Source organism: Mycolicibacter longobardus, assembly GCF_002102265.1.
In the GTDB taxonomy this organism is placed as follows: domain Bacteria; phylum Actinomycetota; class Actinomycetes; order Mycobacteriales; family Mycobacteriaceae; genus Mycobacterium; species Mycobacterium longobardum.
Genome location: NZ_LQPG01000030.1, coordinates 23,858 through 47,544, shown reverse-complemented (window position 1 = coordinate 47,544; position 23,687 = coordinate 23,858). Strand labels below are relative to the sequence as shown.

22 protein-coding genes are annotated in these 23,687 nt (G+C 68.5%); 18 read left to right on the top strand and 4 right to left on the bottom strand.

The window, feature by feature from the left end; genetic code table 11:
- Positions 1-95: 95 nt before the first annotated feature.
- On the top strand, positions 96-698 hold the full coding sequence (locus AWC16_RS16270) for an HhH-GPD-type base excision DNA repair protein (RefSeq protein ID WP_085265786.1): 603 nt from the start codon (positions 96-98) through the stop codon (positions 696-698).
- Positions 695-841, top strand: coding sequence for a DUF1059 domain-containing protein (locus tag AWC16_RS16265; RefSeq protein ID WP_085265785.1), 147 nt, complete (start codon positions 695-697; stop codon positions 839-841). Before AWC16_RS16270 ends, AWC16_RS16265 begins: the two co-directional genes overlap by 4 nt.
- Here the strand turns inward: AWC16_RS16265 and AWC16_RS16260 are convergent.
- Together AWC16_RS16260 and AWC16_RS16255 are read right to left on the bottom strand one after the other, a co-directional pair.
- Entirely contained in the window at positions 835-1,662 is an 828-nt protein-coding gene (locus AWC16_RS16260) for a DUF4349 domain-containing protein (protein ID WP_085265784.1), read from the bottom strand. The genes AWC16_RS16265 and AWC16_RS16260 overlap by 7 nt on opposite strands.
- Before the next feature lie 52 nt (positions 1,663-1,714).
- The gene (locus AWC16_RS16255; RefSeq protein WP_085265783.1) at positions 1,715-2,698 is read right to left on the bottom strand and encodes an Rv1157c family protein; all 984 of its coding nucleotides are present in this window, start codon (positions 2,696-2,698) and stop codon (positions 1,715-1,717) included.
- 84 nt (positions 2,699-2,782) lie between these two features.
- Here AWC16_RS16255 and AWC16_RS16250 point away from each other — a divergent pair, with 84 nt between their 5' ends.
- On the top strand, positions 2,783-4,060 hold the full coding sequence (locus AWC16_RS16250; protein WP_085265782.1) for a mannosyltransferase: 1,278 nt from the start codon (positions 2,783-2,785) through the stop codon (positions 4,058-4,060).
- Here the strand turns inward: AWC16_RS16250 and AWC16_RS16245 are convergent.
- Positions 4,038-4,322, bottom strand: a complete 285-nt coding sequence (locus AWC16_RS16245) for a 4a-hydroxytetrahydrobiopterin dehydratase (protein ID WP_085265781.1) — start codon at positions 4,320-4,322, stop codon at positions 4,038-4,040. The genes AWC16_RS16250 and AWC16_RS16245 overlap by 23 nt on opposite strands.
- A gap of 33 nt (positions 4,323-4,355) precedes the next feature.
- Between AWC16_RS16245 and AWC16_RS16240 the strand changes: the two genes are divergently transcribed.
- The 6 genes from AWC16_RS16240 (at position 4,356) to AWC16_RS16215 (ending at position 12,140) form a co-directional block, all read left to right on the top strand.
- Positions 4,356-4,817, top strand: coding sequence for a (deoxy)nucleoside triphosphate pyrophosphohydrolase (locus AWC16_RS16240; protein ID WP_085265780.1), 462 nt, complete (start codon positions 4,356-4,358; stop codon positions 4,815-4,817).
- Positions 4,818-4,982: 165 nt separating this feature from the next.
- Positions 4,983-8,786, top strand: a complete 3,804-nt coding sequence (locus AWC16_RS16235) for a nitrate reductase subunit alpha (protein WP_234812306.1) — start codon at positions 4,983-4,985, stop codon at positions 8,784-8,786.
- 3 nt (positions 8,787-8,789) lie between these two features.
- Complete coding sequence (gene narH / locus AWC16_RS16230; RefSeq protein ID WP_085265779.1) at positions 8,790-10,409, top strand: nitrate reductase subunit beta; 1,620 nt, start codon at positions 8,790-8,792, stop codon at positions 10,407-10,409.
- A complete protein-coding gene (narJ, locus tag AWC16_RS16225; protein ID WP_085265778.1) occupies positions 10,406-11,071 on the top strand; it encodes a nitrate reductase molybdenum cofactor assembly chaperone in 666 nt (221 codons plus the stop codon). The genes narH and narJ overlap by 4 nt, the downstream gene beginning before the upstream one ends.
- Positions 11,071-11,811, top strand: a complete 741-nt coding sequence (gene narI / locus AWC16_RS16220) for a respiratory nitrate reductase subunit gamma (RefSeq protein ID WP_085265777.1) — start codon at positions 11,071-11,073, stop codon at positions 11,809-11,811. The genes narJ and narI overlap by 1 nt, the downstream gene beginning before the upstream one ends.
- A complete protein-coding gene (locus tag AWC16_RS16215; protein ID WP_085265776.1) occupies positions 11,808-12,140 on the top strand; it encodes a DUF732 domain-containing protein in 333 nt (110 codons plus the stop codon). Before narI ends, AWC16_RS16215 begins: the two co-directional genes overlap by 4 nt.
- Here the strand turns inward: AWC16_RS16215 and AWC16_RS16210 are convergent.
- Positions 12,137-12,775, bottom strand: coding sequence for a TetR/AcrR family transcriptional regulator (locus tag AWC16_RS16210; RefSeq protein WP_165759246.1), 639 nt, complete (start codon positions 12,773-12,775; stop codon positions 12,137-12,139). The two genes, AWC16_RS16215 and AWC16_RS16210, sit on opposite strands and share 4 nt — an antisense overlap.
- 88 nt (positions 12,776-12,863) lie before the next feature.
- Here AWC16_RS16210 and AWC16_RS16205 point away from each other — a divergent pair, with 88 nt between their 5' ends.
- From AWC16_RS16205 to AWC16_RS16165, 9 genes are all read left to right on the top strand, one after another.
- Positions 12,864-13,694, top strand: coding sequence for a phytanoyl-CoA dioxygenase family protein (locus AWC16_RS16205; RefSeq protein ID WP_085265774.1), 831 nt, complete (start codon positions 12,864-12,866; stop codon positions 13,692-13,694).
- 34 nt (positions 13,695-13,728) lie between these two features.
- Positions 13,729-14,112, top strand: a complete 384-nt coding sequence (locus AWC16_RS16200; protein WP_085265773.1) for a RidA family protein — start codon at positions 13,729-13,731, stop codon at positions 14,110-14,112.
- A gap of 39 nt (positions 14,113-14,151) precedes the next feature.
- On the top strand, positions 14,152-14,553 hold the full coding sequence (locus AWC16_RS16195) for a MarR family winged helix-turn-helix transcriptional regulator (RefSeq protein ID WP_085265772.1): 402 nt from the start codon (positions 14,152-14,154) through the stop codon (positions 14,551-14,553).
- Between the two features lie 61 nt (positions 14,554-14,614).
- A complete protein-coding gene (gene typA / locus AWC16_RS16190) occupies positions 14,615-16,501 on the top strand; it encodes a translational GTPase TypA (RefSeq protein WP_085265771.1) in 1,887 nt (628 codons plus the stop codon).
- A gap of 127 nt (positions 16,502-16,628) precedes the next feature.
- Positions 16,629-18,506, top strand: a complete 1,878-nt coding sequence (locus AWC16_RS16185; protein WP_207572345.1) for an ABC transporter family substrate-binding protein — start codon at positions 16,629-16,631, stop codon at positions 18,504-18,506.
- A 141-nt stretch (positions 18,507-18,647) separates the two neighbouring features.
- The gene (locus tag AWC16_RS16180; protein WP_234812305.1) at positions 18,648-19,508 is read left to right on the top strand and encodes a hypothetical protein; all 861 of its coding nucleotides are present in this window, start codon (positions 18,648-18,650) and stop codon (positions 19,506-19,508) included.
- 50 nt (positions 19,509-19,558) lie between these two features.
- A complete protein-coding gene (gene mshB, locus AWC16_RS16175) occupies positions 19,559-20,479 on the top strand; it encodes an N-acetyl-1-D-myo-inositol-2-amino-2-deoxy-alpha-D-glucopyranoside deacetylase (RefSeq protein WP_085265769.1) in 921 nt (306 codons plus the stop codon).
- A 171-nt stretch (positions 20,480-20,650) separates the two neighbouring features.
- On the top strand, positions 20,651-21,055 hold the full coding sequence (locus AWC16_RS16170; RefSeq protein ID WP_109561456.1) for a hypothetical protein: 405 nt from the start codon (positions 20,651-20,653) through the stop codon (positions 21,053-21,055).
- Between the two features lie 77 nt (positions 21,056-21,132).
- Positions 21,133-23,673 (top strand): bifunctional FO biosynthesis protein CofGH, encoded by a 2,541-nt coding sequence (locus tag AWC16_RS16165; protein WP_109561455.1) that lies wholly within the window; start codon positions 21,133-21,135, stop codon positions 23,671-23,673.
- The last annotated feature ends 14 nt before the right edge of the window (positions 23,674-23,687 follow it).

The window sequence follows — 23,687 nt, the reverse complement described above, 5'->3', positions numbered from 1 at the left end:
CGGGGGATGGTGCTGCTGTATTCGATCATGGTTACGCTCTCCTATGGTGGTGTAACGCGGACGTTGGACTGTCCGCGCTGGCGAGAGGTGGCTAGGTGACTCCGAAACTCTGCCTCGTTCAAGACTCCGAGGCCGACGAACTTCTCTCGACAGATCCGTTTGCCCTCCTCACGGGAATGTTGCTCGACCAGCAGATTCCGATGGAGGTCGCATTCGCCGGCCCGAAGAAGATCGCCGAGCGAATGGGCGGGCTGGACCCGCACGAGATCGCCGACCGCGATCCGGACGAGTTCGCGGCGCTGTGTGCGGAAAGGCCTGCGGTGCACCGGTTCCCGGGATCGATGGCCGGCCGGGTGCAGGCCCTGGCCCGAGCGGTGGTCGACCAGTACGGCGGCGACACGGCCGCACTGTGGACCGTCGGTGAGCCCGATGGCGCCGAGGTGTTGAAGCGCCTCAAGGCACTGCCCGGCTACGGGGAGCAGAAGGCACGGATCTTTCTGGCATTGCTCGGCAAGCAGTACGGCGTGACCCCCTCGGGGTGGCGCGAGGCCGCCGGAGCATACGGTGAGGCCGGTACCCGCCTGTCGATCGCCGACGTCGTCGATGCGGCGTCGCTGCAGGAGGTGCGGTCCACCAAGAAGGCCCAGAAACAGGCTGCAAAGCAGGCCCGGGAAAGCAAAGGAAAGGCGGCGACGTGAAAACTCACCTGAACTGTCCGTGTGGCGAGGCCATTGTCGGTCAGGATGAAGACAACCTGGTCGAGCTGACCCAGAAGCACCTCGCGGATGTGCACCCCGGCATGGAGTACGACCGGGACGCCATCCTGTTCATGGCCTACTGACGCCGCCGGGTCCTGCGGCGCAGGACCACGAAGACGCCTGCGATCACCGCGATCACCGGCAGCCAGGGCAGCAGGAAACCGGCGACCGCGATCAGACCCTGGGTGAACGACAGCAGTGCGTGCCATCCGTGGCGAACCGACGCGACGAATCCGGGGGAGGTCGACTCGAACTCGGAGGCCAGCGAAACGGTGAGCGTCGCGTAGCTGATCTGGTCGCCGAGCTGGGTGCGCTGCGCCCGAAGACTGTCGAGGTCGGCCTGCCGCGACGTCAGCTCCGTCTCGGCCTGCAGCAGATCGGCCGTGGTGGAGGCGGACTTCATCAGTGCGGTCAACCGGTCCACCGAGGCCTGCAACGCGGCGACTCGCGCGTCAAGGTCCACACGCTGGCCGGTGACGTCGTCGTGCTTCAACGCGATCGACGAGACGTCTCCCAGTTGCTTTGCATCGTCGAGGAATTCGTCGACTTTCGGTGACGGGATGCGCAAGGTCAGCTCGGCGGTGCGGCCATGACCGGATGTCGTCCGCTCGGTGCGGTCATCGACGCGGCCGCCGAACCCGGTGGTCAGGCCAACGAGTCGGTCCACCGCTACACCGACGTCGGCCACCGCGATATTGAGGCTGCCGGTGGTCACGATGTCCCTTTGCAGCCGTTCCTTCGGCGGGCTCATCGGAGCCGGCGCGGAGACAGCGGCATCGGACGGCGCCAGTTCCCGGGCACCGGACGGCGCCCGGTCCCCGGCGCAGCCGCTGATCGCCAGGAGCAGTACCGCAGCCAAACCGATCAACAACGCCCAAGGCGCCGACTTGCGGGGGACGGTCATGGCCACAACCTTAACGCCGCCGCGTTGTGGCCGACGCGGAAGAATCAGCCGGTCAGGGCACCACCGTCGAGCCGATGGTGGGCAGGAAGTTGCACTGGTGATCCTTGGTGCTGACCTGACCGAAGATCGTCGACATGATGCTGCCCGAGCCGGTATCGACGATCGCGGTCAGCGTCGTCGGCCCCTCGGGGTTGATGTCGGAGCGCGGCTGCAGGGTGGCGCTGCCGGACTTGCCGGTGGTCAGGTTCACCCACGTGACGTTCAGCGGCAGCTTCTGCGTCTCGGCCGGGCCGGGGGTGCCGACGGCGGTGAAGACGTAGGCGGTCTGGCCGGGCTTGGGCCCGGGGGTGGGAATGGTGGCCGGGCCTGCCACCGACAGCGCGGTGGCAATGACGTTGCCGCCGTCGGCCAGGCAGTTCTGGCCGATGGACGGGTACATGAAGTCCTGGGTCGGCGGGGCGTCCGGGCCGAAGCCCGGGGTGGCCGCCGGGGCCGCGTCGGGCGCCGTCGCCGCGGCCGCCGCTTCGGCCATTTCGGGGGCTACGGGGACGGCGTCGGCCGGCGTGGGGAGGGCTTCCGGTGCGCTCGGTGCGGCCTGCGGAACCGGACCCACCGACTTGGCCGGGTCGACGCCGCTCGGCAGGTGGGCCACCAGGCCCGGAGCCGAGCCGGCGGTCGGCACGTGCTGGCCCGGCAGCGCCTCGGGCGGCGACTGGACGAACTGCGCGACCGAATCGGCGACCTGCCGGGAACCAGCGGGTGCGGCGGAGTTTCCGGCGAACGCAGCGGCCGCGGCCATCAGCAACGACGACGCTCCGGCCGGGTCGGCGGCGGCCTGCTGGATCACCGGGCTCAACTGCTCGAGCGCCGGCAGGCCGGGCAACCCCGCGGTGGGCAGCGGCAGCGCAGGCACGGCCGGGTCGGCCACAGCGGCCCCGACACCACCGAAGACCAGCGCGGCCGACGATCCTGCGACGACGGCCGACTTGGCGGCGGTGCTACGGGTGGTGCTGAACAGTGTCCGGAGGCGCGACATGACTTCCCCAATCGTCGGCGGTGGCTTCCTGAAACCCGAAGCTAGCCTGTTGCTGGTGAGGCTCAAGTGACACGTGTGTCATTTATGCAACCGTTACGGACCCGAACCGCGACGGTGATCCGCCCGCTGTTCGCTAAAGTCGTTTCGGTAGACGCCACCCTCGACACCCCGGCCGCCCGTTCATGGGTCAATCGGCTGACCGCGTGGGCCCCGCTGTTGCTGACGGCCAGCGTCGTGGCGCGAATCGCCTGGACCTACCTGACCCGGCACGGCGCCAACTTCGTCGACCTGCACGTCTACATCAGCGGTGCGGCCGCACTGACTCGGCCCGGCGGGCTCTATGACTACGTCTACGCAGACCAGACGCCGGACTTCCCGCTGCCGTTCACCTATCCGCCCTTCGCCGCGGTGGTGTTCTACCCGCTGCATTTCCTGCCGTTCGGGCTGGTCGGCTTCCTCTGGCAGATCGGGACCATGGCCGCGCTGTACGGCGTGGTCCGGCTCAGCCAGCGACTCATCGGTCGAGCCTCGCTGAACCGCCGGGCAGCGATGCTGTGGACGGCGGCCGGGATCTGGACCGAGCCGTTGCGCAGCACCTTCGACTACGGCCAGATCAACGTGATCCTGGTGCTGGCGGTGCTGGCCGCGGTGTACAGCCGCCGATGGTGGGTCTCGGGTCTGCTGGTCGGGCTGGCCGCCGGGGTGAAGCTGACTCCGGCGATCGCCGGGGTCTACCTGGCCGGGGCGCGGCGCTGGGCCGCGGCGGCGTTCTCGGCGGTGGTCTTCGCCGGCACCATCGCGGTGTCGGTGTGGGCCACCGGAGACCAGGCCCGCCGCTACTTCACCGAGCTGCTCGGCGATGCGCACCGGGTGGGGCCGATCGGAACCTCCTTCAACCAGTCCTGGCGGGGCGGCATCTCCCGCATTCTCGGGCACGACGCGGGCTACAGCCCGCCGGTGCTGATCGCGATCGCCGTCACCGCGGTACTGGCCGTGCTGGCCTGGCGGGCGCTGAACAGCAGCGGACCCGACCCGCTGGGATCGTTGCTGGTGGTGGAGCTGTTCGGGCTGCTGGCCTCGCCCATCTCGTGGACCCATCACTGGGTGTGGCTGGTGCCGCTGATGATCTGGCTGCTGCACGGGCCGCGCTCGGATCGCCCGGGCGCTCGGGTGCTGGGCTGGGGCTGGCTGGCGCTCGCCCTCATCGGGGTGCCGTGGCTGCTCAGCTTCTTCCAGCCGACCATCTGGCAGGACGGCCGGCCCTGGTACCTGGCGTGGGCCGGCCTGGTCTACATCGTCGGGGCGCTGGCCACCCTGGCCTGGATGGCGACGTCGCGGGTCAGGGCGCCAGAATCCGGTTGATCTCGGCTGCCATCCCGACGTCCTTGTCGGTGATGCCGCCTTCGGAATGTGTCACCAGGGCGAACGTCACCGTGCGCCAGCGAATGTCGATGTCGGGGTGGTGATCGGCCTCCTCGGCGCGCTCAGCCACCCGCCGTACCGCGTCGATGCCGGCCAGGAATGAGCCGAACTTGATGGAGCGGCGCAACGCGCCGTCGGCCCGCTCCCAGCCGTCGAGACCGGTCAGTGCGGCGTCCACTTGGTCGTCAGTCAACAAAGCCATACCCGACGGTAGGACGGTATAGCCTCACACGCCATGCCTACCCAGATCGTCGTCGCCGGAGCTGTGATCGCCGAATCGGCGGCCGGGCGCACGGTGCTGATCGCGCAGCGGCGCCGTCCGCCGGAGCTGGCAGGCCGCTGGGAACTGCCCGGCGGCAAGGTCATGCCCGGTGAGAGTGAGCCTGCCGCACTGGCCCGCGAGCTCGCCGAGGAGCTGGGGCTGGACGCCGACGCGATCAGGGTGGGGGAGCGACTCGGTGCCGACGTGGTGCTCAACCCCGGCGGTTCAGCGAGGCTCGACGTAGGAGAGGCGAAGCTGGGACCGCCGCATGAACCCGCTATGACGCTGCGTGCGTACCTGGTGCGCCTGACTCGCGGTGAACCCCGCCCGCACGACCATCAGGCTCTTCGCTGGGTGACCGCTGTGCAACTGGCTGACATTGACTGGGTACCTGCCGACAGGACTTGGCTCGGTGAGCTGGCTCGCGCACTGTAGGTGAACAGTAGGTGAAACAGCTGTGTTAAATCTTGCCGATCGATTGGGTCGCGCAGCGATATACCTCGCTACGCTGGTAATTCGGGCCTGAAATGGTGTGCGGCGGCGGTTCCGGTCGGCACCTGAGCCGCACTGGAGCGCGGCGACCCGCTAAGGAGGACCCGGATGACACGAGCAGCGCGACCCCCCACCGCCGGTTTCCTACGGCGGTCCCGGCTTCCCCTCGCCTCCGCCGACCCGGGGGCCGACTCCGGCGAGCCCCGCCGAACCGCCGGAATAGGCGGCCCGCTCGAGGAGCTGCTGGAACGCAGCGGCCGGTTCTTCACCCCGGGTGAGATCTCACCGGATCTGCGCACGGTCACCCGCCGGGGCGGGCGCGAGGCCGACAGCTTCTACCGGGACCGCTGGAGCCACGACAAGGTGGTCCGGTCCACCCACGGGGTGAACTGCACCGGGTCGTGTTCCTGGAAGATCTTCGTCAAGGACGGCATCATCACCTGGGAGAACCAGGCGACCGACTACCCCTCGGTGGGGCCGGACCGCCCGGAGTATGAGCCGCGCGGCTGCCCCCGCGGCGCGTCGTTCTCCTGGTACTCCTACTCACCGACCCGGGTGCGCTACCCCTATGCCCGGGGACCGTTGGTCCAGATGTTCCGGGAGGCCAAGGCCCGGCTGGGCGACCCGGTGCTGGCCTGGGCGGATATCCAGGCCGATCCGGAGCGTCGCCGGCGCTACCAGCAGGCCCGGGGGATGGGCGGGCTGGTGCGGGTGAGCTGGGCCGAAGCCACCGAGATGATCGCGGCGGCGCACGTGCACACCATCAAGACCTACGGCCCGGACCGCATCGCCGGGTTCTCGCCCATTCCGGCGATGTCGATGGTGTCGTTCGCCGCCGGGGCACGGTTCATCCAGATGCTCGGCGGGGTGATGACGTCCTTCTACGACTGGTACGCCGACCTGCCGGTCGCTTCGCCACAGGTGTTCGGCGACCAGACCGATGTCCCGGAATCCGGGGACTGGTGGGATGCGGCCTATCTGATGATGTGGGGCTCCAATGTCCCGATCACCCGCACGCCCGACGCGCACTGGATGGCCGAGGTGCGCTATCGGGGCACCAAGGTGGTCAGCGTCAGCCCCGACTACGCCGACAACACCAAGTTCGCCGACGAGTGGATGCCGTGCGCGGCCGGCACCGACGGCGCGCTGGCGATGTCGATGGGACACGTCATCCTCACCGAGTGCTATGTCGAGCGGGAGGTGCCATTCTTCACCGACTACGTGCGTCGCTACACCGACCTGCCGTTTCTGATCAAGCTGGAGGAGCGCGACGGCCGGCTGGTTCCGGGTAAGAACCTGACCGCCGCCGACCTCGGCGGGGAGCTGGCGGATTCCGAGAACGCGTCATTCAAGCCGGCCCTGCTCGACGAGGTCACCGATCACGTCGTCGTGCCGCACGGCTCGTTGGGCTTCCGCTGGGGCGACGAGGGCATGGGCAAGTGGAACCTGGACCTGGGCGACGTGCGGCCGGCGTTGACCGTCAAGAACCCGGCCTTCCTCAACGGGGATCAGCCTGCCGCGCTGGTCTCGCTGCCCGGCTTCGACACCGTGACCGGCCACGGCACCGTCGTCGAGCGCGGGGTGCCGGTGCGCCAGGTCGGCGAGCACCTGGTCTGCACGGTCTTCGACCTGATGCTGGCCCACTACTCGGTGCGCCGGCCCTGGCTTCCCGGCGAATGGCCGACCGGCTACGACGACGATACCCAGGTCAACACCCCCGCGTGGCAGGAGTCGATCACCGGGGTTTCGGCGGCGCAGGCGATCCGGATCGCGCGCGAATTCGCCCGCAACGCCGAGGAATCCGGCGGCCGGTCGATGATCATCATGGGCAGCGGCATCTGCCAGTGGTTCCACGGCGACGCCACCTACCGGGCGGTGCTGGCGCTGCTGATGCTCACCGGCTCGATGGGGCGCAACGGCGGCGGCTGGGCGCACTACGTCGGGCAGGAGAAGGTGCGCCCGCTGACCGGGTGGCAGACGATGGCCGCGGGCAACGACTGGTCGCGGCCCCCGCGACAGGTGCCGGGCACCTCCTACTGGTACGCGCACACCGACCAGTGGCGCTATGACGCCTACGGGGCGGACAAGCTGACCACCCCGCTCGGGCGGGGTCGGTTCGACGGCCGCCACACCATGGACATCCTGGCATCGGCCACCGCGATGGGCTGGAGCCCGTTCTATCCGCAGTTCGACCGGTCCAGCCTCGACGTAGCCGACGAGGCGGACGCCGCCGGGCGCGACGCCGGTGAATACGTCGCCGAGCAACTCGCGGCCGGTGAGCTGAAGCTGTCGGTCACCGACCCGGACAACCCGGTGAACTGGCCGCGCGTGCTGACGGTGTGGCGGGCCAACCTGATCGGCGCCTCCGGCAAGGGCGGGGAGTATTTCCTCAAACATCTGCTGGGCACCGACGCCAGCGTGCTCGGCGAGCCGCCCGCCGGCGGGGTGAAGCCGTCGGATGTGCGCTGGGACAGCGACATTCCCGAGGGCAAGCTCGACCTGCTGATGTCGATCGACTTCCGGATGACTTCGACCACGCTGATGTCCGACATCGTGCTGCCGGCGGCCACCTGGTATGAGAAGGCCGACCTGTCGTCGACCGACATGCACCCCTACGTGCACTCGTTCAGCGCCGCGATCGACCCACCCTGGGAGACCCGCAGCGACTACGACGCGTTCGGCGCCATCGCCCGGACGTTCAGTGCCTTGGCGGCCAAGCATCTCGGCGTCCGCAGCGACGTCGTGCTCAGCGCGATGCAGCACGACACCGCCGACGCAATGGCCTACCCCGACGGCACGGAACGCGACTGGCTGCGCACCGGCGAAACACCGGTTCCGGGTAAGACGATGCCCAAAGTGACTGTGGTGGAACGCGATTACGCCGCCATCGGTGACAAGTGGCAGTCGCTTGGCCCGCTGGTGGACACGTTGGGGCTGACCACCAAGGGCTACACCGTGTTTCCGCACGAAGAGGTCGAGGACCTGGCCGGCAGATTCGGGGTGATGACGTCCGGTGCCGGGGCCGGGCGCCCGGCGCTCACCACGGCGACACGGATGGCCGACACCGTGCTGGCGTTGTCGGGCACCACCAACGGCCGGATCGCGACGGAGGGATTCCGGGCACTGGAGAAGCGCACCGGCCGCCGGTTGGCTCACCTCTCCGAGGGCAGCGAGGAGAAGCGGATCACCTACGCCGACACCCAGGCACGACCGGTGCCGGTGGTCACCAGCCCGGAGTGGTCCGGCAGTGAGACCGGTGGGCGGCGCTACGCCCCCTTCACGATCAACATCGAGTGCCTCAAGCCGTTTCACACCCTGACCGGGCGGATGCATTTCTACGTCGCCCACGACTGGATCGAGGAACTCGGCGAGCAGCTGCCGGTGTATCGCCCACCGCTGGACATGGCGCGGCTGTTCGACGCCCCCGAACTCGGTGCGACCGGCGACGGTATCGGCCTCACCGTGCGTTACCTGACCCCGCACTCGAAGTGGTCGTTCCACTCCACCTACCAGGACAACCTCTACATGCTGTCGCTGTCCCGTGGCGGGCCGACCATGTGGATGAGCCCGGGCGACGCCGCGAAGATCGGTGTGAGCGACAACGATTGGATCGAGGCGGTCAACGTCAACGGAATCTTCGTCGGCCGGGCGATCGTGAGCCAGCGGATGCCGGAAGGGGTGGTGTTCGTCTACCACGTGCAGGAGCGCACCGTCGACACCCCGCGGTCGGAGACCAACAACAAGCGTGGCGGCACCCACAATTCGCTGACCCGGATCCGGGTCAAACCCAGCCATCTCGCCGGCGGCTACGGCCAGCATGCGTTCGCGTTCAACTACCTGGGACCGACCGGTAACCAGCGGGATGAGGTGACGGTGGTGCGTCGCCGTCGCAACCAGGACGTGAGGTACTAGACGATGAAAGTAATGGCGCAGATGGCCATGGTGATGAACCTGGACAAATGCATCGGGTGCCACACCTGCTCGGTGACCTGCAAACAGACCTGGACCAACCGGGGCGGTACCGAGTACGTCTGGTTCAACAACGTCGAAACCCGTCCCGGCGGCGGGTATCCGCGCACCTACGAGGACCAGGATCGCTGGAAGGGCGGTTGGACGCTGGACCGGCGGGGCAGGCTGCGCCTGCTGGCCGGCGGACGACTCCACAAGCTGCTCAACATCTTCGCCAACCCCAACCTGCCCGGCTTGAAGGATTACTACGAGCCGTGGACCTACGACTACGAGAATCTCACCGCGGCGCCGCTGGGGGACACCATCCCCGTGGCCGAACCGCGCAGTTCGATCACCGGCGACCCGGTCAAGATCGAGTGGGGACCGAACTGGGACGACAACCTCGCCGGCTCGCCGGAGAACCTGGTCAACGACCCGATCCTGGCCAAGGTCAGTGACCGGGTCAAAAGCGAGCTCGAAGAAACCTTCATGTTCTACCTGCCGCGAATATGCGAGCACTGCCTGAACCCGTCGTGCGTGGCGTCGTGTCCGTCCGGGGCGATCTACAAGCGCGAGGAAGACGGCATCGTGCTGGTGGACCAGGACCGCTGTCGCGGCTGGCGGCTGTGCGTTTCGGGATGCCCGTACAAGAAGGTGTACTTCAACCACAAGACCGGCAAAGCCGAGAAGTGCCACTTCTGTTATCCGCGTATCGAAGTCGGCCTGCCGACGGTCTGCTCGGAGACCTGCGTCGGCCGGCTGCGCTACATCGGGTTGGTGCTCTACGACGCCGACAAGGTGCTCGAAGCCGCTGCGGTGGCCAACGACACCGACCTGTACGAGGCGCAGCGCGGAGCGTTTCTGGATCCGGCCGACCCGCAGGTGATCGCCGGTGCGCGCGCCGCAGGGATCTCCGACGCGTGGATCGAGTCCGCCCAACGTTCACCGATCTACGCCCTGATCAACACCTTTCAGGTCGCGTTGCCGCTGCACCCGGAGTACCGGACCATGCCGATGGTCTGGTACATCCCGCCGCTGTCACCGGTGGTCGACGCCGTCAGCCGGGACGGGCACGACGGCGAGGACCTGGGCAACCTGTTCGGTGCCCTTTCGGCGTTGCGTATCCCGATGGCCTACCTCGCCGAACTGTTCACCGCCGGAGACACCGGCGTCGTCGAAGGTGTGCTGCGACGCCTGGCGGCGATGCGCTCCTACATGCGCGATGTCAGCCTCGGCCGGGAGACCCAGCCGCACATCCCCGCCTCGGTCGGCATGACCGAGGAGGAGATATACCGCATGTACCGTCTGCTCGCGATCGCGAAATACGAAGAGCGCTATGTGATTCCCACCGCCTACAGCCAGCAGGCGCACGAGCTCGAACATCTGGGGTGCTCGATCACCGGGGGGCCAGACGAGTATGAGGGCGATCCGTTCGTCGGCACGGGCGGAGGTTCTGACGGGGTGGCGAAGTCGTCGTTCCACCTGGTCGAAAACGGGCACGCGCAGCGGCCACGGGGCCGGACCAACCTGCTCAACTGGGGCGGTGCCGATCAGGCAGTGCCCGAGATGTTCCCGGAGCACCGGTGAAGCGGTTCATCCACTCGCTGCGGCGCCAGGCCCCGGGCCCCGCCGATCGGGCCGTGTGGCAGGCGGCGTCGCTGTTGCTGGCCTACCCCGACGAGCAGCTGCACCAGCGGCTCGACGCCGCCACGGCACTGCTGGCCTACGCCGGGGCACCATCGGCGGATCTGTTGCGGCGTACGGTCGCAGCGCTACGCGACCGCGACCCGATGTCCGCTGCCGCGGACTACGTCGAAACCTTCGACATGCGGCGGCGATCGACGATGTTTCTGACCTACTGGACCGGCGGGGACACCCGCAACCGGGGGATGCAGATGCTGGCCTTCGCCACCGCCTACCGGGAGGCCGGCGTCGAGCCGCCTGCGGGCGAGGCGCCCGACCATCTGCCGGTGGTGCTGGAGTTCGCCGCGACGGTCGACCCGGAGGCGGGCCGCCGGTTGCTGCTGGCCCATCGGGCGCCGATCGACGTCCTGCACCGGGCGTTGACCGACGCGGGGTCGCCGTATGCCTACACCGTAGCCGCGGTGTGCGAGACGCTGCCGGCGGCAACCGATCAGGAGGTGCGGAACGTGAGTCAGCTGATGGCCTCTGGCCCGCCGGCGGAAGCTGTTGGGCTGCAACCGTTCACCGCAACGGTTTCGCTCGGGATGCCGAAGGTGCCGAGCTGATGCCCGGGACGAGCGGCGCGGAGCTGTGGTGGGACATCGGACCGTACTTCGTGCTGGCCATCGTCGGCGTGGCCACCTGGTGGCGGTACCACTACGACAAATTCGGCTGGACCACCCGCTCGTCGCAGCTGTATGAGTCCAAGCTGCTGCGGATCGGCAGCCCGATGTTCCATTTCGGCAGCTTCGCGGTGATCGCCGGGCACATCATGGGGCTGTTCGTCCCGGAGTCGTGGACCCGCGCGCTGGGAATGAGCGACCGCTTCTACCACCTGCAGGCGATGCTCCTCGGGATTCCCGCAGGCATTGCCACCCTGGTCGGTGTCGGACTGTTGATCTACCGGCGCCGCACCGAGCGGCCGGTGTTCAAGGCCACCAGCGTCAACGACAAGCTGATGTATGCGGTGCTGGTGTGCGCGTTGCTGGTCGGCATGTGTTGCACGCTGATGGGCACCACCGCCTACGGGCGGGAACACGACTACCGGGAGACGGTGTCGGTCTGGTTCCGGTCGATCTGGACGCTGAATCCGCGCGGTGATCTGATGCTGCAGGCTCCGTTCTACTTCCAGGTGCATGTGATGATCGCGCTGACCCTGTTCGCGCTCTGGCCGTTCACCCGGTTGGTGCACGCGTTCAGCGCCCCGATCGGATACTTGTTCCGGCCCTATATCGTGTATAGAAGCCGGGACCTCGCGAAGAACAGCCAGCCGACGGCCTCCCGGCCGCAAAGGAGGGGTTGGTGAGAGTCTGTGCGGCGCTGCTGGGCGCGCTTGCGACTGTCGTCCTCGTCGGGCCGGCGCATGCTGATCCCTCCGCAGACACCGACGCCGCCTTCCTCGCGTCTCTGCAGGCGGCCGGTATCACCTACAACCGCGTGGATCAGGTGATCGTCACCGCGAGGTTGGTGTGCCAATTCATCGCGGAGGGTCAGCCGAGCCCGGAGGTGTTGGAGAGCCTCAAGGCGCGCAACCCCGGGCTGTCGACCGAGCACGGGGCCCAGTTCGTGGGGATCGCGGCTCAGGCGTACTGCCCGGATCAGCTGGTTCAGAAGGGCGCCCCGGCCGCGCCCTAGCCCCCCTGTCGTCCCGGCGGTCGGAGTTTCTCCAACTCGTTGGTGACCAGCGACTCGAGCCGGGCGGGCGGGAACCTGGCGGGTTCGGTGACCGCGTGCAGCGCCAAGCCGTCGACCAGGGCGCACAGCACATCGCACTGCGCGGCGGGCTCGAAATCCGTCCGCAGCGACCCGTTGCGCTGGCCCTGCCGCAGCAGGGACTTGATGCCGTCGCGGATGGCTGCGTAGCGAGCCTGGAAGGCGGCCGCGAACGCCGGCTCGGCTTCCGCGCTGGCGAGTACCTGCGCATAAATGCGCGGCATGACCTGCTTGGCCTCGGTGGTGGGCAGCGGGACCACGCACATCCGGCGGAGCCCCTCGAAGGTGTCCGGCATCGCCAGGGCCTGTGCGAGCAGCTCCTCGAACGGGCCGAGGACGGTGTCGGCCACCGTCACCAGCAGCTCTTCCTTGCCGGCGAAATGGTGCATCACCACACCGGTGGTATAGCCGATCTCGCGGGCGATCGAGCGCAGCGAAGCGCCGGACAGTCCGTCTCGGGCGATCACGCGCACCGCGGCGTCGGTGACCTCGGCGCGCCGGGTCCCCGCGGCCGGCCCCGTCCGTCGGGACGGCGGGGCGGATTCATGGACGGTCATCGGCACGCTCCGGGGGCTTGACAAAGGCGGGAGACGTGGACGAGCATAACACTCGTTACGAACATCACAACTGTTATGAGGTGATCCCATGAAGGTAACCGAGCAGCTGAAACAGGATCTGGCCGGCGACGGCGCCGTGGTGGCCCGGGGCCTATTCGGCGCCCAGGAGCTCAGCCGGGTCCGGGAGACCTACGACTACGGGATCGCCCACCCGAGTCCGCGGGCCAAGCATGTCTACCCGGGTACGCCGGACGAACACTTCAACGAGTACGGCAACCCGGACAACATCGAGCAGTACCTCCTGCTGATCAAGGATCTGGGGCTAGCCGACCTCGCGGCGTCGCTGTGGGACTCCGAACACGTCTGGTTCCTGGGTGAGGAGCTCTTCATGAAGAAGGGCGGCAAAGCGGGTCGCTCGCCGTGGCACCAGGACACGGCCTACATGCCGGCCAATGGGCCGCATCTGCTCAACATCTGGATCAGCTTCGAAAAGCTGCCCAAACGCAATGCGCTCGAATTCGTCCGCGGCTCCCACCTCGGCACCCAGTACGACGGCACGTCCTACACCGATCCGACCGACCCCACCAAGCCGCTCTGGGGCGCTGCGGATTGGCCCCGGCTGCCCGACATCGAGGCCGAGCGGGCGCAGCATCCGGGGTCGTGGGACGTCATCTCCTGGGACCTGGAGCCCGGCGATGCGCTGGTATTTCACTCCGGCACCCTGCACGGCGGCGCCCCGGTGACGCCGGACTGCCCGGACCGTCACACCCTGGTCCTGCGGTTTTTTGGTGACAAGCTGTTCTACCGGCCGCTACCGTCGACCAAGCCAGACTTCGGACATGACATCAGCGGGCTCAACGACCCGACGCTGACGCCGGGCGATCAGTACCACCCCGAGTACTTCGCCCAGCTGCGCTGAGTTTGGACGAGCGGAACAGCGGAAAGGAGCCACCATGAAGGTCGTCATTCCGGAGTGGATGAAGCCGATCTACGACAACTATCACTACGCGCCGGCCGTCATCGACGGAGATCAGCTGCGCTGCTCGGGCATGATCGGCATCCGTCCCGACCTGAGCGTTCCGGAGGACCCGACGGAGCAGTTCACCCTGGCCTTCGAGAATCTGCGCGGACTGCTCGCCGAGGTGGGGCTCAGCTTCGCCGATGTCACGGAGATGACCACCTACCACGTCGGGCTCGCCGCGCAGATCGATCGGTTCGTCGCGGTCAAGGACGCCTTCGTGTCCCCGCCGTACCCCGCCTGGACCGCTGTCGGGATCTCCGAACTGGCGATCCCGGGGGCGGTGGTCGAAATCCAGATCGCCGCACGGCTGAGCTGATCTGCGCGCGCTGACCACGGTCAGCATAAAGTTACCGTCGTGGCCCTGCCCGACGACGTCTACACCCGGCTGCTCACATTCCGGACCCGACTGCGGCGCTTCGAGCGATGGAGCGCTGACCAGGCACAAGCCGCCGGGCTGACGCCGGCGCAACATCAGCTGCTGCTGGCGATTCGCGGCCACAGTGATTCGCGGGGGCCGACGGTCGGCGACGTCGCGGAGTACCTGCTGCTGCGGCACCACAGCGCCGGTGAGCTGATCCAGCGGGCCGAAGCGGCCGGCCTGGTCACCCGGGTGCGCGACACGGGAGACCAGCGGGTGATCCGGCTGAAGCTCACCGAGATCGCGGCGGAGTGTCTGCAATCGCTGACCGAACTGCACCTCGAGGAGCTGGAAAGGTTCAGCGCCGAGTCGCCCCCGGGACTCGGCCCGGCACTGTGACGTTGTCGATTCTGGCTGGCTCGTTTTCGCGATCGGTGGGTCGCGCTGGCAGAATCGCCCGGTGAACTTTCGTAACGTCGCCATCGTCGCGCACGTAGACCACGGCAAGACGACATTGGTCGACGCCATGCTCCGCCAGTCCGGCGCCCTCACGCACCGCGGTGATGACGACAAAGAGCGCATCATGGACTCAGGTGACCTGGAGCGCGAAAAGGGCATCACGATCCTGGCCAAGAACACCGCGGTGCACCGGCACAACGCGGATGGCACGGTCACCGTCATCAACGTGATCGACACCCCGGGCCACGCCGACTTCGGCGGCGAGGTGGAACGCGGGCTGTCCATGGTCGACGGGGTGCTGCTGCTGGTTGACGCGTCCGAGGGCCCGCTGCCGCAGACCAGGTTCGTGCTGCGCAAGGCGCTGGCCGCGCACCTGCCGGTGATCCTGGTGGTCAACAAGACCGACCGGCCCGACGCCCGCATCGCCGAAGTGGTCGACGCCAGCCACGACCTGCTGCTGGATGTGGCCAGCGACCTCGATGACGAGGCGCAGGCCGCCGCCGAGCACGCGCTGGGGCTGCCGACGCTGTACGCGTCCGGCCGCGCCGGGGTGGCCAGCACCACCGCGCCCGCCGACGGTCAGATCCCCGACGGGGAGAACCTCGACCCGCTGTTCGAGGTGCTGCTCGAGCACGTGCCGCCGCCCTCCGGTGACCCGGACGCGCCGCTGCAGGCGCTGGTCACCAACCTCGACGCCTCGGCGTTCCTGGGCCGGCTCGCACTGATCCGTGTCTACAACGGCCGCATCCGCAAGGGTCAGCAGGTCGCCTGGATGCGCGAGGTCGACGGGGAACCGGTGACCACTACCGCCAAGATCACCGAACTGCTGGTCACCGAGGGGGTTGAACGCACGCCGACCGAGGAGGCCTCCGCCGGTGACATCGTCGCCGTCGCCGGTATCAGCGACATCATGATCGGTGACACCCTGGCCGATTTGGCCGCTCCCACCGCGCTGCCGCGCATCACCGTCGACGAGCCCGCGATCTCGGTGACGATCGGCACCAACACCTCCCCGCTGGCGGGCAAGGTCTCCGGCCACAAGCTCACCGCGCGCATGGTGAAAACCCGCCTGGACACCGAGCTGATCGGCAACGTCTCGGTCCGGGTGGTCGACATCGGCCGGCCGGACGCCTGGGAGGTGCAGGGCCGTGGCGAGCTGGCGCTGGCCATCCTCGTCGAGCAGATGCGGCGGGAGGGCTTCGAGCTGACCGTCGGCAAACCGCAAGTGGTGACCAGGAAGGTCGACGGCAAGGTGCACGAGCCCTTCGAGCACCTCACCGTCGACTGCCCTGAGGAGTACGTCGGCGCGATCACCCAGTTGGCGGCGGCACGCAAGGGCCGGATGACCGAGATGGCCAACCACACCACCGGTTGGGTTCGGATGGAGTTCATCATCCCCAGCCGCGGCCTGATCGGTTGGCGCACAGACTTTCTCACCGAGACACGTGGTACCGGCATCGCCAACGCGGTGTTCGACGGCTACCAGCCGTGGGCCGGCGAGATCCGTGCCCGGCACACCGGCTCGCTGGTCTCCGACCGGGCCGGTTCCATCACGCCGTTCGCGCTGATCCAGTTGGCCGACCGCGGGCAGTTCTTCGTCGAGCCCGGCCAGGAGACCTATCAGGGCATGGTGGTCGGGATCAATCCGCGGGCCGAGGACCTCGACATCAACGTCACCAAAGAGAAGAAGCTGACCAACATGCGGTCCTCGACGGCTGATGTGATGGAGACGCTGGCCCGACCGATCGAGCTGGACCTGGAGCAGGCGATGGAGTTCTGCGCCGCCGACGAGTGCGTCGAGGTCACCCCGGAGGTGGTGCGGGTGCGCAAGGTCGAACTGGACTCGACGTTGCGGGCGCGCAGCCGCGCCCGGGCCAAGAATCTCTAGAGCCTTGGGCGCGGTTCTGCGCGCTGGGCGAGGGTTCTCACGCCGAAATCGCCCCCCGGATACCCTGGTTGCCGTGCCGAGACCAGCCCGCCGCGCCCGTATCACGGCGGCAGCACTGTCTTCGGCGATGCTGCTGGTGGCCACGCAGGCCATGTCGGGGTGCACGGTCAACCCGCCACCGGCGCCGCAGAGCACCGAGACCCCGAAAAGCGTCGCGCCCCCGCCGCAGCGGATCAGCCAGATCATCATGGGGATCGACTCGATCGGCGCCGGTTTCAACCCGCACCTGCGTTCCGACCTGTCGGCGGTCACCGCGGCGATCAGCTCGCTGGTACTGCCGAGCACATTCCGGCCGGTCCCGGACTCGAGTACGCCGACCGGGTCGCGGTGGGAGATGGACAAGACCCTGCTGATGTCGGCCAAGGTGACCGCGGAGGCGCCGTTCACCGTGACCTACCGGATTCGCCCCGAGGCGTCCTGGACCGACAACGCGCCGATCGCCGCCGACGACTTCTGGTACCTGTGGCAACAGATGGTCAGCCAGCCGGGCGTCGTCGACCCGGCCGGCTACGACCTGATCACCGGGGTGCATTCGGTCGAGGGCGGCAAGCAGGTGGTGGTGACCTTCGCCAAGCCGTATCCGGCCTGGCGGGAGCTGTTCAACAACATCCTGCCGGCGCACATCGTCAAAGACGTCCCCGGCGGCTTCCCGGCTGGACTGGCCCGGGCGCTGCCGGTCACCGGCGGCCAGTTCCGGGTGGAGAACATCGATCCCCAGCGGGACGCGATCCTGCTGGCCCGCAACGACCGCTACTGGGGCGCGCCGGCCAAACCGGACCTGGTCCTGTTTCGCCGGGCGGGATCGGCGGCCGCGCTGGCGGACTCCATCCGCAACGGCGACACCCAGGTGGCCCAGGTGCACGGCGGTTCGGCGGCGTTCGCCCAGCTGTCGGTGATCCCCGGCGTGCAGACCACCCGGGTGGTGACGCCCCGGGTGATGCAGCTGGCGTTGCGTGCCGTGGAACCCAAGCTGGCCGACGTGCGGGTCCGCCGGGCGATCCTGGGGTTGCTCGACGTGGGCCTGCTGGCCACCGTGGGGGCCGGCAGTGACAACACGGTCACCCTGGCCCAGGCCCAGATCCGCACCCCCAGCGACCCCGGCTACGTGCCGACCGCGCCGCCGGCCATGTCTGACTCGGCGGCGCTGGCGCTGCTGCAGGCGGCCGGCTACCGGGTCGAAAGGGATGCTCCGCCCTCCGCGCTGGTTCCGCCGGCCGGCGCGGAGCCCAGCCTGCCGCATCCGCCGGAGATCACTCGCGGGCGGATCAGCAAGGGCGGTGAACAGCTGTCGCTGGTGATCGGGGTGGCGGCCAACGATCCGACCTCGCTGGCGGTGGCCAACACCGCCGCCGACCAGCTGCGCACGGTCGGTATCGCCGCCACGGTGCTGGCCCTGGACCCGGTGAAGCTCTACCGGGAGGCGCTGGTCACCCACCAGGTCGACGCGATCGTCGGATGGCAGCAGGCCGGGGGTGATCTGGCGACGCTGCTGGCTTCGCGATACGGCTGTGGTGCGTTGACGGCCACGGCCGTGTCAACTTCGGGTGGTCCGGTTCCGGCTCCGGCACCTTCGTCCGCCCTGGCGCCTTCCTCAGCTCCGGCCCCGCAGTCGCCGTCGCCCGCGGTGGGACCGACGACGCCGACTTCGAAGGTTCCGCCGCGCCCCACCGGCCCCGGGGCGCTGGTTCAGGCGCCCTCGAACATCACCGGTGTCTGCGACCACGTCATCCAGGCGGAGATCGATGCGGCACTCGACGGCAGCAAGACCATCGGCGAAGTGATCGCGGCCGTCGAACCTCGCCTGTGGAATATGGCGACGGTGCTGCCGATCCTGCAGGACACCACGATCGTCGCCGTCGGCCCGAGCGTGACGAACGTGAGTCTGTCCGGGGCGGTGCCGGTGGGCATCGTCGGCGAGGCTGGAACCTGGGTGAAGCTGCCCTGACTCTGCCCCGGAACAAAGCTGAAATCGGGGTTAACAAAAGTCTTGCGCACAGATAGCTCTTGGGTATTATTAAGCAACCTGGGCGCTGACTCGTCGGAGGGGGCACTGTTGATGGAATATCTCGCTCACCGTTGCGCCGCTGTGGCGACTGCAGCCTTTGCTGTGGGCGGGGTGGTCGCGACATTGACTTCGACGGCTCCGTCCCTGCCCGACGTGCAGGTTCGCGACTTCGACCTGGCTGCGGCGAATGTCGACCCGCACCCGGTGGTCGATATCGTCGAGAACCACGTACGCCCGGACATGGTCGGCGGCGGCGCCGCCGCAGGGCATGAGATCAGCCTGGGTGACCTGCTGTTCGGTCCAGGGGAGGGGTCCCTCGGCGACGGCTCGACGTTCGACGTCGGCGAGTTGGACCAGACAGTGTTGAACGAGCTGTCCGGTGGGAACTTCGACCCGCAGATCCTGTCGGGCAGCGGCGGCGTGTCCTTCGACGCCGACCTCGGTGCCGTGGCGACCCCGACCGTCGGGTTGTTCGGCGGGGGGAGCGAGCAGGCGGCGGTAGCCGCCGCGACCAATGCCGTCACCGGCATGGCCCTGATCCTGGACGGCATCCCGGCGGCGCAGCAGGGGTTGAACGCCGCCATCGTCGCCATGCAGGCGGAGTTCAACAGCGCCCTGGTAGCCGCGCAACAGGCGGCTGCCGACCGCCTGTTCGGTGACAGCCCTGAGCTCAATGAGGTGGTGAACTGGATTTTCTACCTCAACAACACGGTGCTGGCGGACCAGCAGGCGATATTGAACAGCGCGCTCGGTATCACGTTCGATGCCCACGGCAGCCTGCTCGGCAGCTTCGCCCCGGAGATCGCCGACCTGGAATGGAGCACCCTGCTGGGATTCAGCCCGGAGGAGTTCGACCAGATCATCGACGCCATCCAGGCCGACAACCTCTGGTTGCTGCTGGGCACCATCGACTGGGAGGGCCTGTTCGCCGGCCTGTTCTGATCTCCGGTAGCCCGGCGGTGACTCCGCCGGTGCGGCGGTAGGGTTCTGGCGTGTCGGATCGGATTCCACGGCTTTTGTTCGTGCACGCCCATCCCGACGACGAGACACTGACGACCGGGGCGACGATCGCCCACTACTGCGCCCGTGGCGCCGACGTGCATGTCGTGACCTGCACGCTCGGCGAGGAGGGCGAGGTCATCGGGGACCGGTGGGCGCATCTGGCGGTCGACCGGGCCGACCAGCTGGGTGGCTACCGGATCGGGGAACTCGACGCCGCGCTGCGAGCACTGGGGGCCGGTCCGCCGCAGTTTCTCGGTGGCGCCGGACGCTGGCGCGATTCGGGGATGACCGGCACCCCGGCGCGGCGACACCAGCGGTTCATCGACGCCGACGACACCGAGACCGTCGCGGCGCTGGCCGCCGTGATCCGGCGGCTGCGGCCGCATGTGGTGATCAGCTATGACCCGCACGGCGGTTACGGCCATCCCGACCACGTGCATGCCCACCACGTCACCACCGCGGCGGTGGCGGCCGCGGCCGTCGATATCGGCGGCGCCGGCTGGGCCACGCCGAAGTTCTACTGGACGGTGACCGCCACCAGCGGGTGGCGGGGCGCCCTGCGTGAGCTTCGGGAGGCCGATCTATTGCCGCACTGGACACTGCCGGGCGACTTGCCGGGCGATGAGGCGGCGGTGGGCTTCCCCGACGACCGGATCGACGCGGTGATCGAGGCCCCCGAGGCGCGCCCCGCCAAGGTGGCGGCGATGGCAGCGCATGCCACCCAGGTCACCGTCGGCCCCACCGGCCGCGCATTCGCGTTGTCCAACAACGTGGCCCAGCCCATCCTCGACAGCGAGCACTACGTGCTGGCCGTCGGCAACGCCGGCCCCCGCGACGTGCGGGGATGGGAAACCGATCTCCTGGCCGGACTTGATCTCGGCGCCGCCGGACACGGGGTAAGCTCCTGCTGAGCAAGTCCCGAGATGCAGAGGCGAGGGTGTAGGCATGGATCCCGATCTGGACCCGAACTTGGAGCACTGGCAGTGGTGGCTCGACAGCTTCCAGTGGATGGTCGGTTCGATGGTCAGCCAGCTGGAGAGCATCCCCACTTGAGCCCTGTCGCGTCGCTCTCCGAGCCCGCGATGACTACCGATGCGCCGGCATTCAACTTCCTGGTGTTGGCGTTGCTGACCGTCGACGGTGTGCTCTGCGCGGTGACCACGGCCCTGCTGCTGCCCGCGCGCATCGGTGAGGCTCCGTTTCCGCTCAGCGCCCTGATCGGGGGCCTGGTCAACCTCGGCCTGGTGTGGGTCGCCCTGCAATGCACGTCGTCGCTGCGGTTGGCGGCGCTGCCCCTGTGGGCATGGTTGGTGGCGATCGCCCTGATGACCCTCGGTGGGCCGGGCGACGATCTGATCTTCACCGACCGCGGCGTGATGGCCTACGGCGTGCTGTTGATGATTCTGCTGGGCAGCGCACCACCCGGCTGGCTGCTGTGGCGGCGCCGGCAGGCGCTGGCGGCGCGGTCGCCCGCCGGGCACCCCTGACGAAGGCCGGGCGCGGTGTGCGCTCCGGGCTGCCTGGAAGGCCCGTTCGGCGCGGCGGCTACTGTGGCGCTTATGGCATGCGCGAGATTCCGGGTGACGCGCGGATGACGAACCCGTCGGCGCTGCGCCGCGTGTTGCGACGGGCCCGCGACGGCGTGCTCCTCAATGCCGAGGAAACCGCCATCGCGATGACGGCGCGCGGCAGCGACCTGGCCGACTTGTGCGCGAGCGCCGCCCGGGTACGGGACGCGGGCCTGGTGTCGGCCGGCCGGCGCGGGCCGGGTGGACGGCTGCCGGTCAGCTACTCGCGCAAGGTGTTCATCCCGGTCACCCACCTGTGCCGCGACACCTGCCACTACTGCACCTTCGTCACCGTGCCCGGTGTGCTGCGATCCCAGGGCAAGCAGATGTATCTGGGACCCGACGAGATCCTCGACATCGCCCGCCGCGGAGCGGAATTGGGTTGCAAGGAGGCGCTGTTCACCCTGGGCGACCGGCCCGAGGAGCGCTGGCCCGAAGCGCGGCAGTGGCTCGACGAGCGGGGCTATGACAGCACACTGGCCTACGTGCGGGCGATGGCCATCCGGGTGCTGGAGGAGACCGGTCTGCTGCCGCACCTGAACCCCGGGGTGATGAGCTGGTCGGAGATGTCGCGACTCAAGCCGGTGGCGCCGTCGATGGGCATGATGCTGGAGACCACCTCCCGTCGGCTGTTCGAGACCAAGGGCCTGGCGCACTACGGCAGCCCGGACAAAGACCCGGTGGTGCGGTTGCGCACGCTGGCCGACGCGGGCCGGCTCTCGATCCCGTTCACCACCGGCCTGCTGGTGGGCATCGGCGAGACGCTGGACGAGCGTGCCGACACCCTGCACGCGATCCGCAAGGTGCACAAGGAGTTCGGGCACATTCAGGAAGTCATCGTGCAGAACTTCCGGGCCAAGGCGCACACCGCGATGGCGGCGACACCCGACGCCGGGTTCGAAGAGTTCCTGGCCACGGTAGCGGCGACCCGGCTGGTGCTGGGCCCGAAGATGCGGGTGCAGGCGCCGCCCAACCTGGTCTCGGCGCAGGAATGTCTGGCGCTGATCGGCGCCGGGGTGGACGACTGGGGCGGCGTGTCGCCGCTGACCCCCGACCATGTCAACCCGGAGCGGCCTTGGCCGGCGCTGGACGATCTGGCCGCCGTCACCGAGCGGGCCGGCTACGACTTGGTGCAGCGTTTGACCGCCCAGCCGGACTACGTGCTGGCCGGTGCCGCGTGGATCGATCCGCGAGTACGCCCGCATGTCGCGGCGCTGGCCGACCCGGACACCGGCTGGGCACGCGATGTGAACCCGGTCGGGCTGGCCTGGCAGGAGCCCGACGAGGTGCAGTCCGCCGGCCGGGTGGATCTGAACACCGCGATCGACATCGACGGGCGGGCCACCGAGACCCGCAGTGACCTGGGCAGCGCCTTCGGGGACTGGGAGTCGATCCGCGAACAGATCCACCAGCTGGCGGCTCGCGCGCCCGAACGTGTCGACACCGACGTGCTGGCGGCGCTGCGCTCAGCCGAACGCGACCCCGCCGGCTGCACGGACGCCGAGTATCTGGCGCTGGCCACCGCAGACGGTCCGGGGATGGATGCCGTTGCCGCACTGGCGGACTCGTTGCGACGTGACGCAGTCGGCGATGATGTCACCTACGTGGTCAACCGCAATATCAACTTCACCAACATCTGCTACGTGGGCTGTCGGTTCTGTGCGTTCGCGCAGCGCAAGGGCGATGCCGACGCGTTTTCACTGTCCAACGCCGAGGTCGGAGAACGCGCCTACGAGGCGCATCGGGCCGGCGCCACCGAGGTTTGTATGCAGGGCGGAATCGACCCGGAGCTGCCGGTCACCGGTTACGCGGACCTGGTGCGCGCGGTCAAAGCGCGGGTCCCGTCGATGCACGTGCACGCATTCTCTCCGATGGAGATCACCAACGGGGTGTCCAAAAGCGGCTTGAGTATTCGGGAATGGCTGATCAGCCTGCGCGAGGCGGGCCTGGGCAGCATTCCGGGCACCGCCGCCGAAATTCTCGACGACGAGATCCGCTGGGTGCTGACCAAAGGCAAGCTTCCGACCTCGATGTGGGTGGAGGTGGTCAGCACCGCGCACGAGGTGGGGCTGCGGTCCAGCTCGACGATGATGTACGGCCACATCGATTCGCCGCGCCACTGGATCGGGCACCTGCGGGTGCTGCGCGACATCCAGGACCGCACAGGTGGTTTCACCGAGTTCGTGCCGTTGCCGTTCGTGCATCAGAGTTCGCCGCTGTACCTGGCCGGTGGGGCGAGGCCCGGCCCGAGCCACCGCGACAACCGGGCGGTGCACGCGCTGGCGCGGATCATGCTGCACGGTCGTATCCCGAACATCCAGACCAGTTGGGTCAAACTGGGAGTGGAGCGCACCCAGGTGATGCTCAACGGCGGGGCCAACGACCTGGGCGGCACCCTGATGGAGGAGACCATCTCCCGTATGGCCGGCTCGGAATACGGGTCGGCCAAGACCATCGCCGAGCTGACCGCGATCGCCGAGGGGATCGGCCGCCCGGCCCGGCAACGCACCACCGTTTACGCGCCGCTTCCGGCCTGATTCCTTTGCGATTT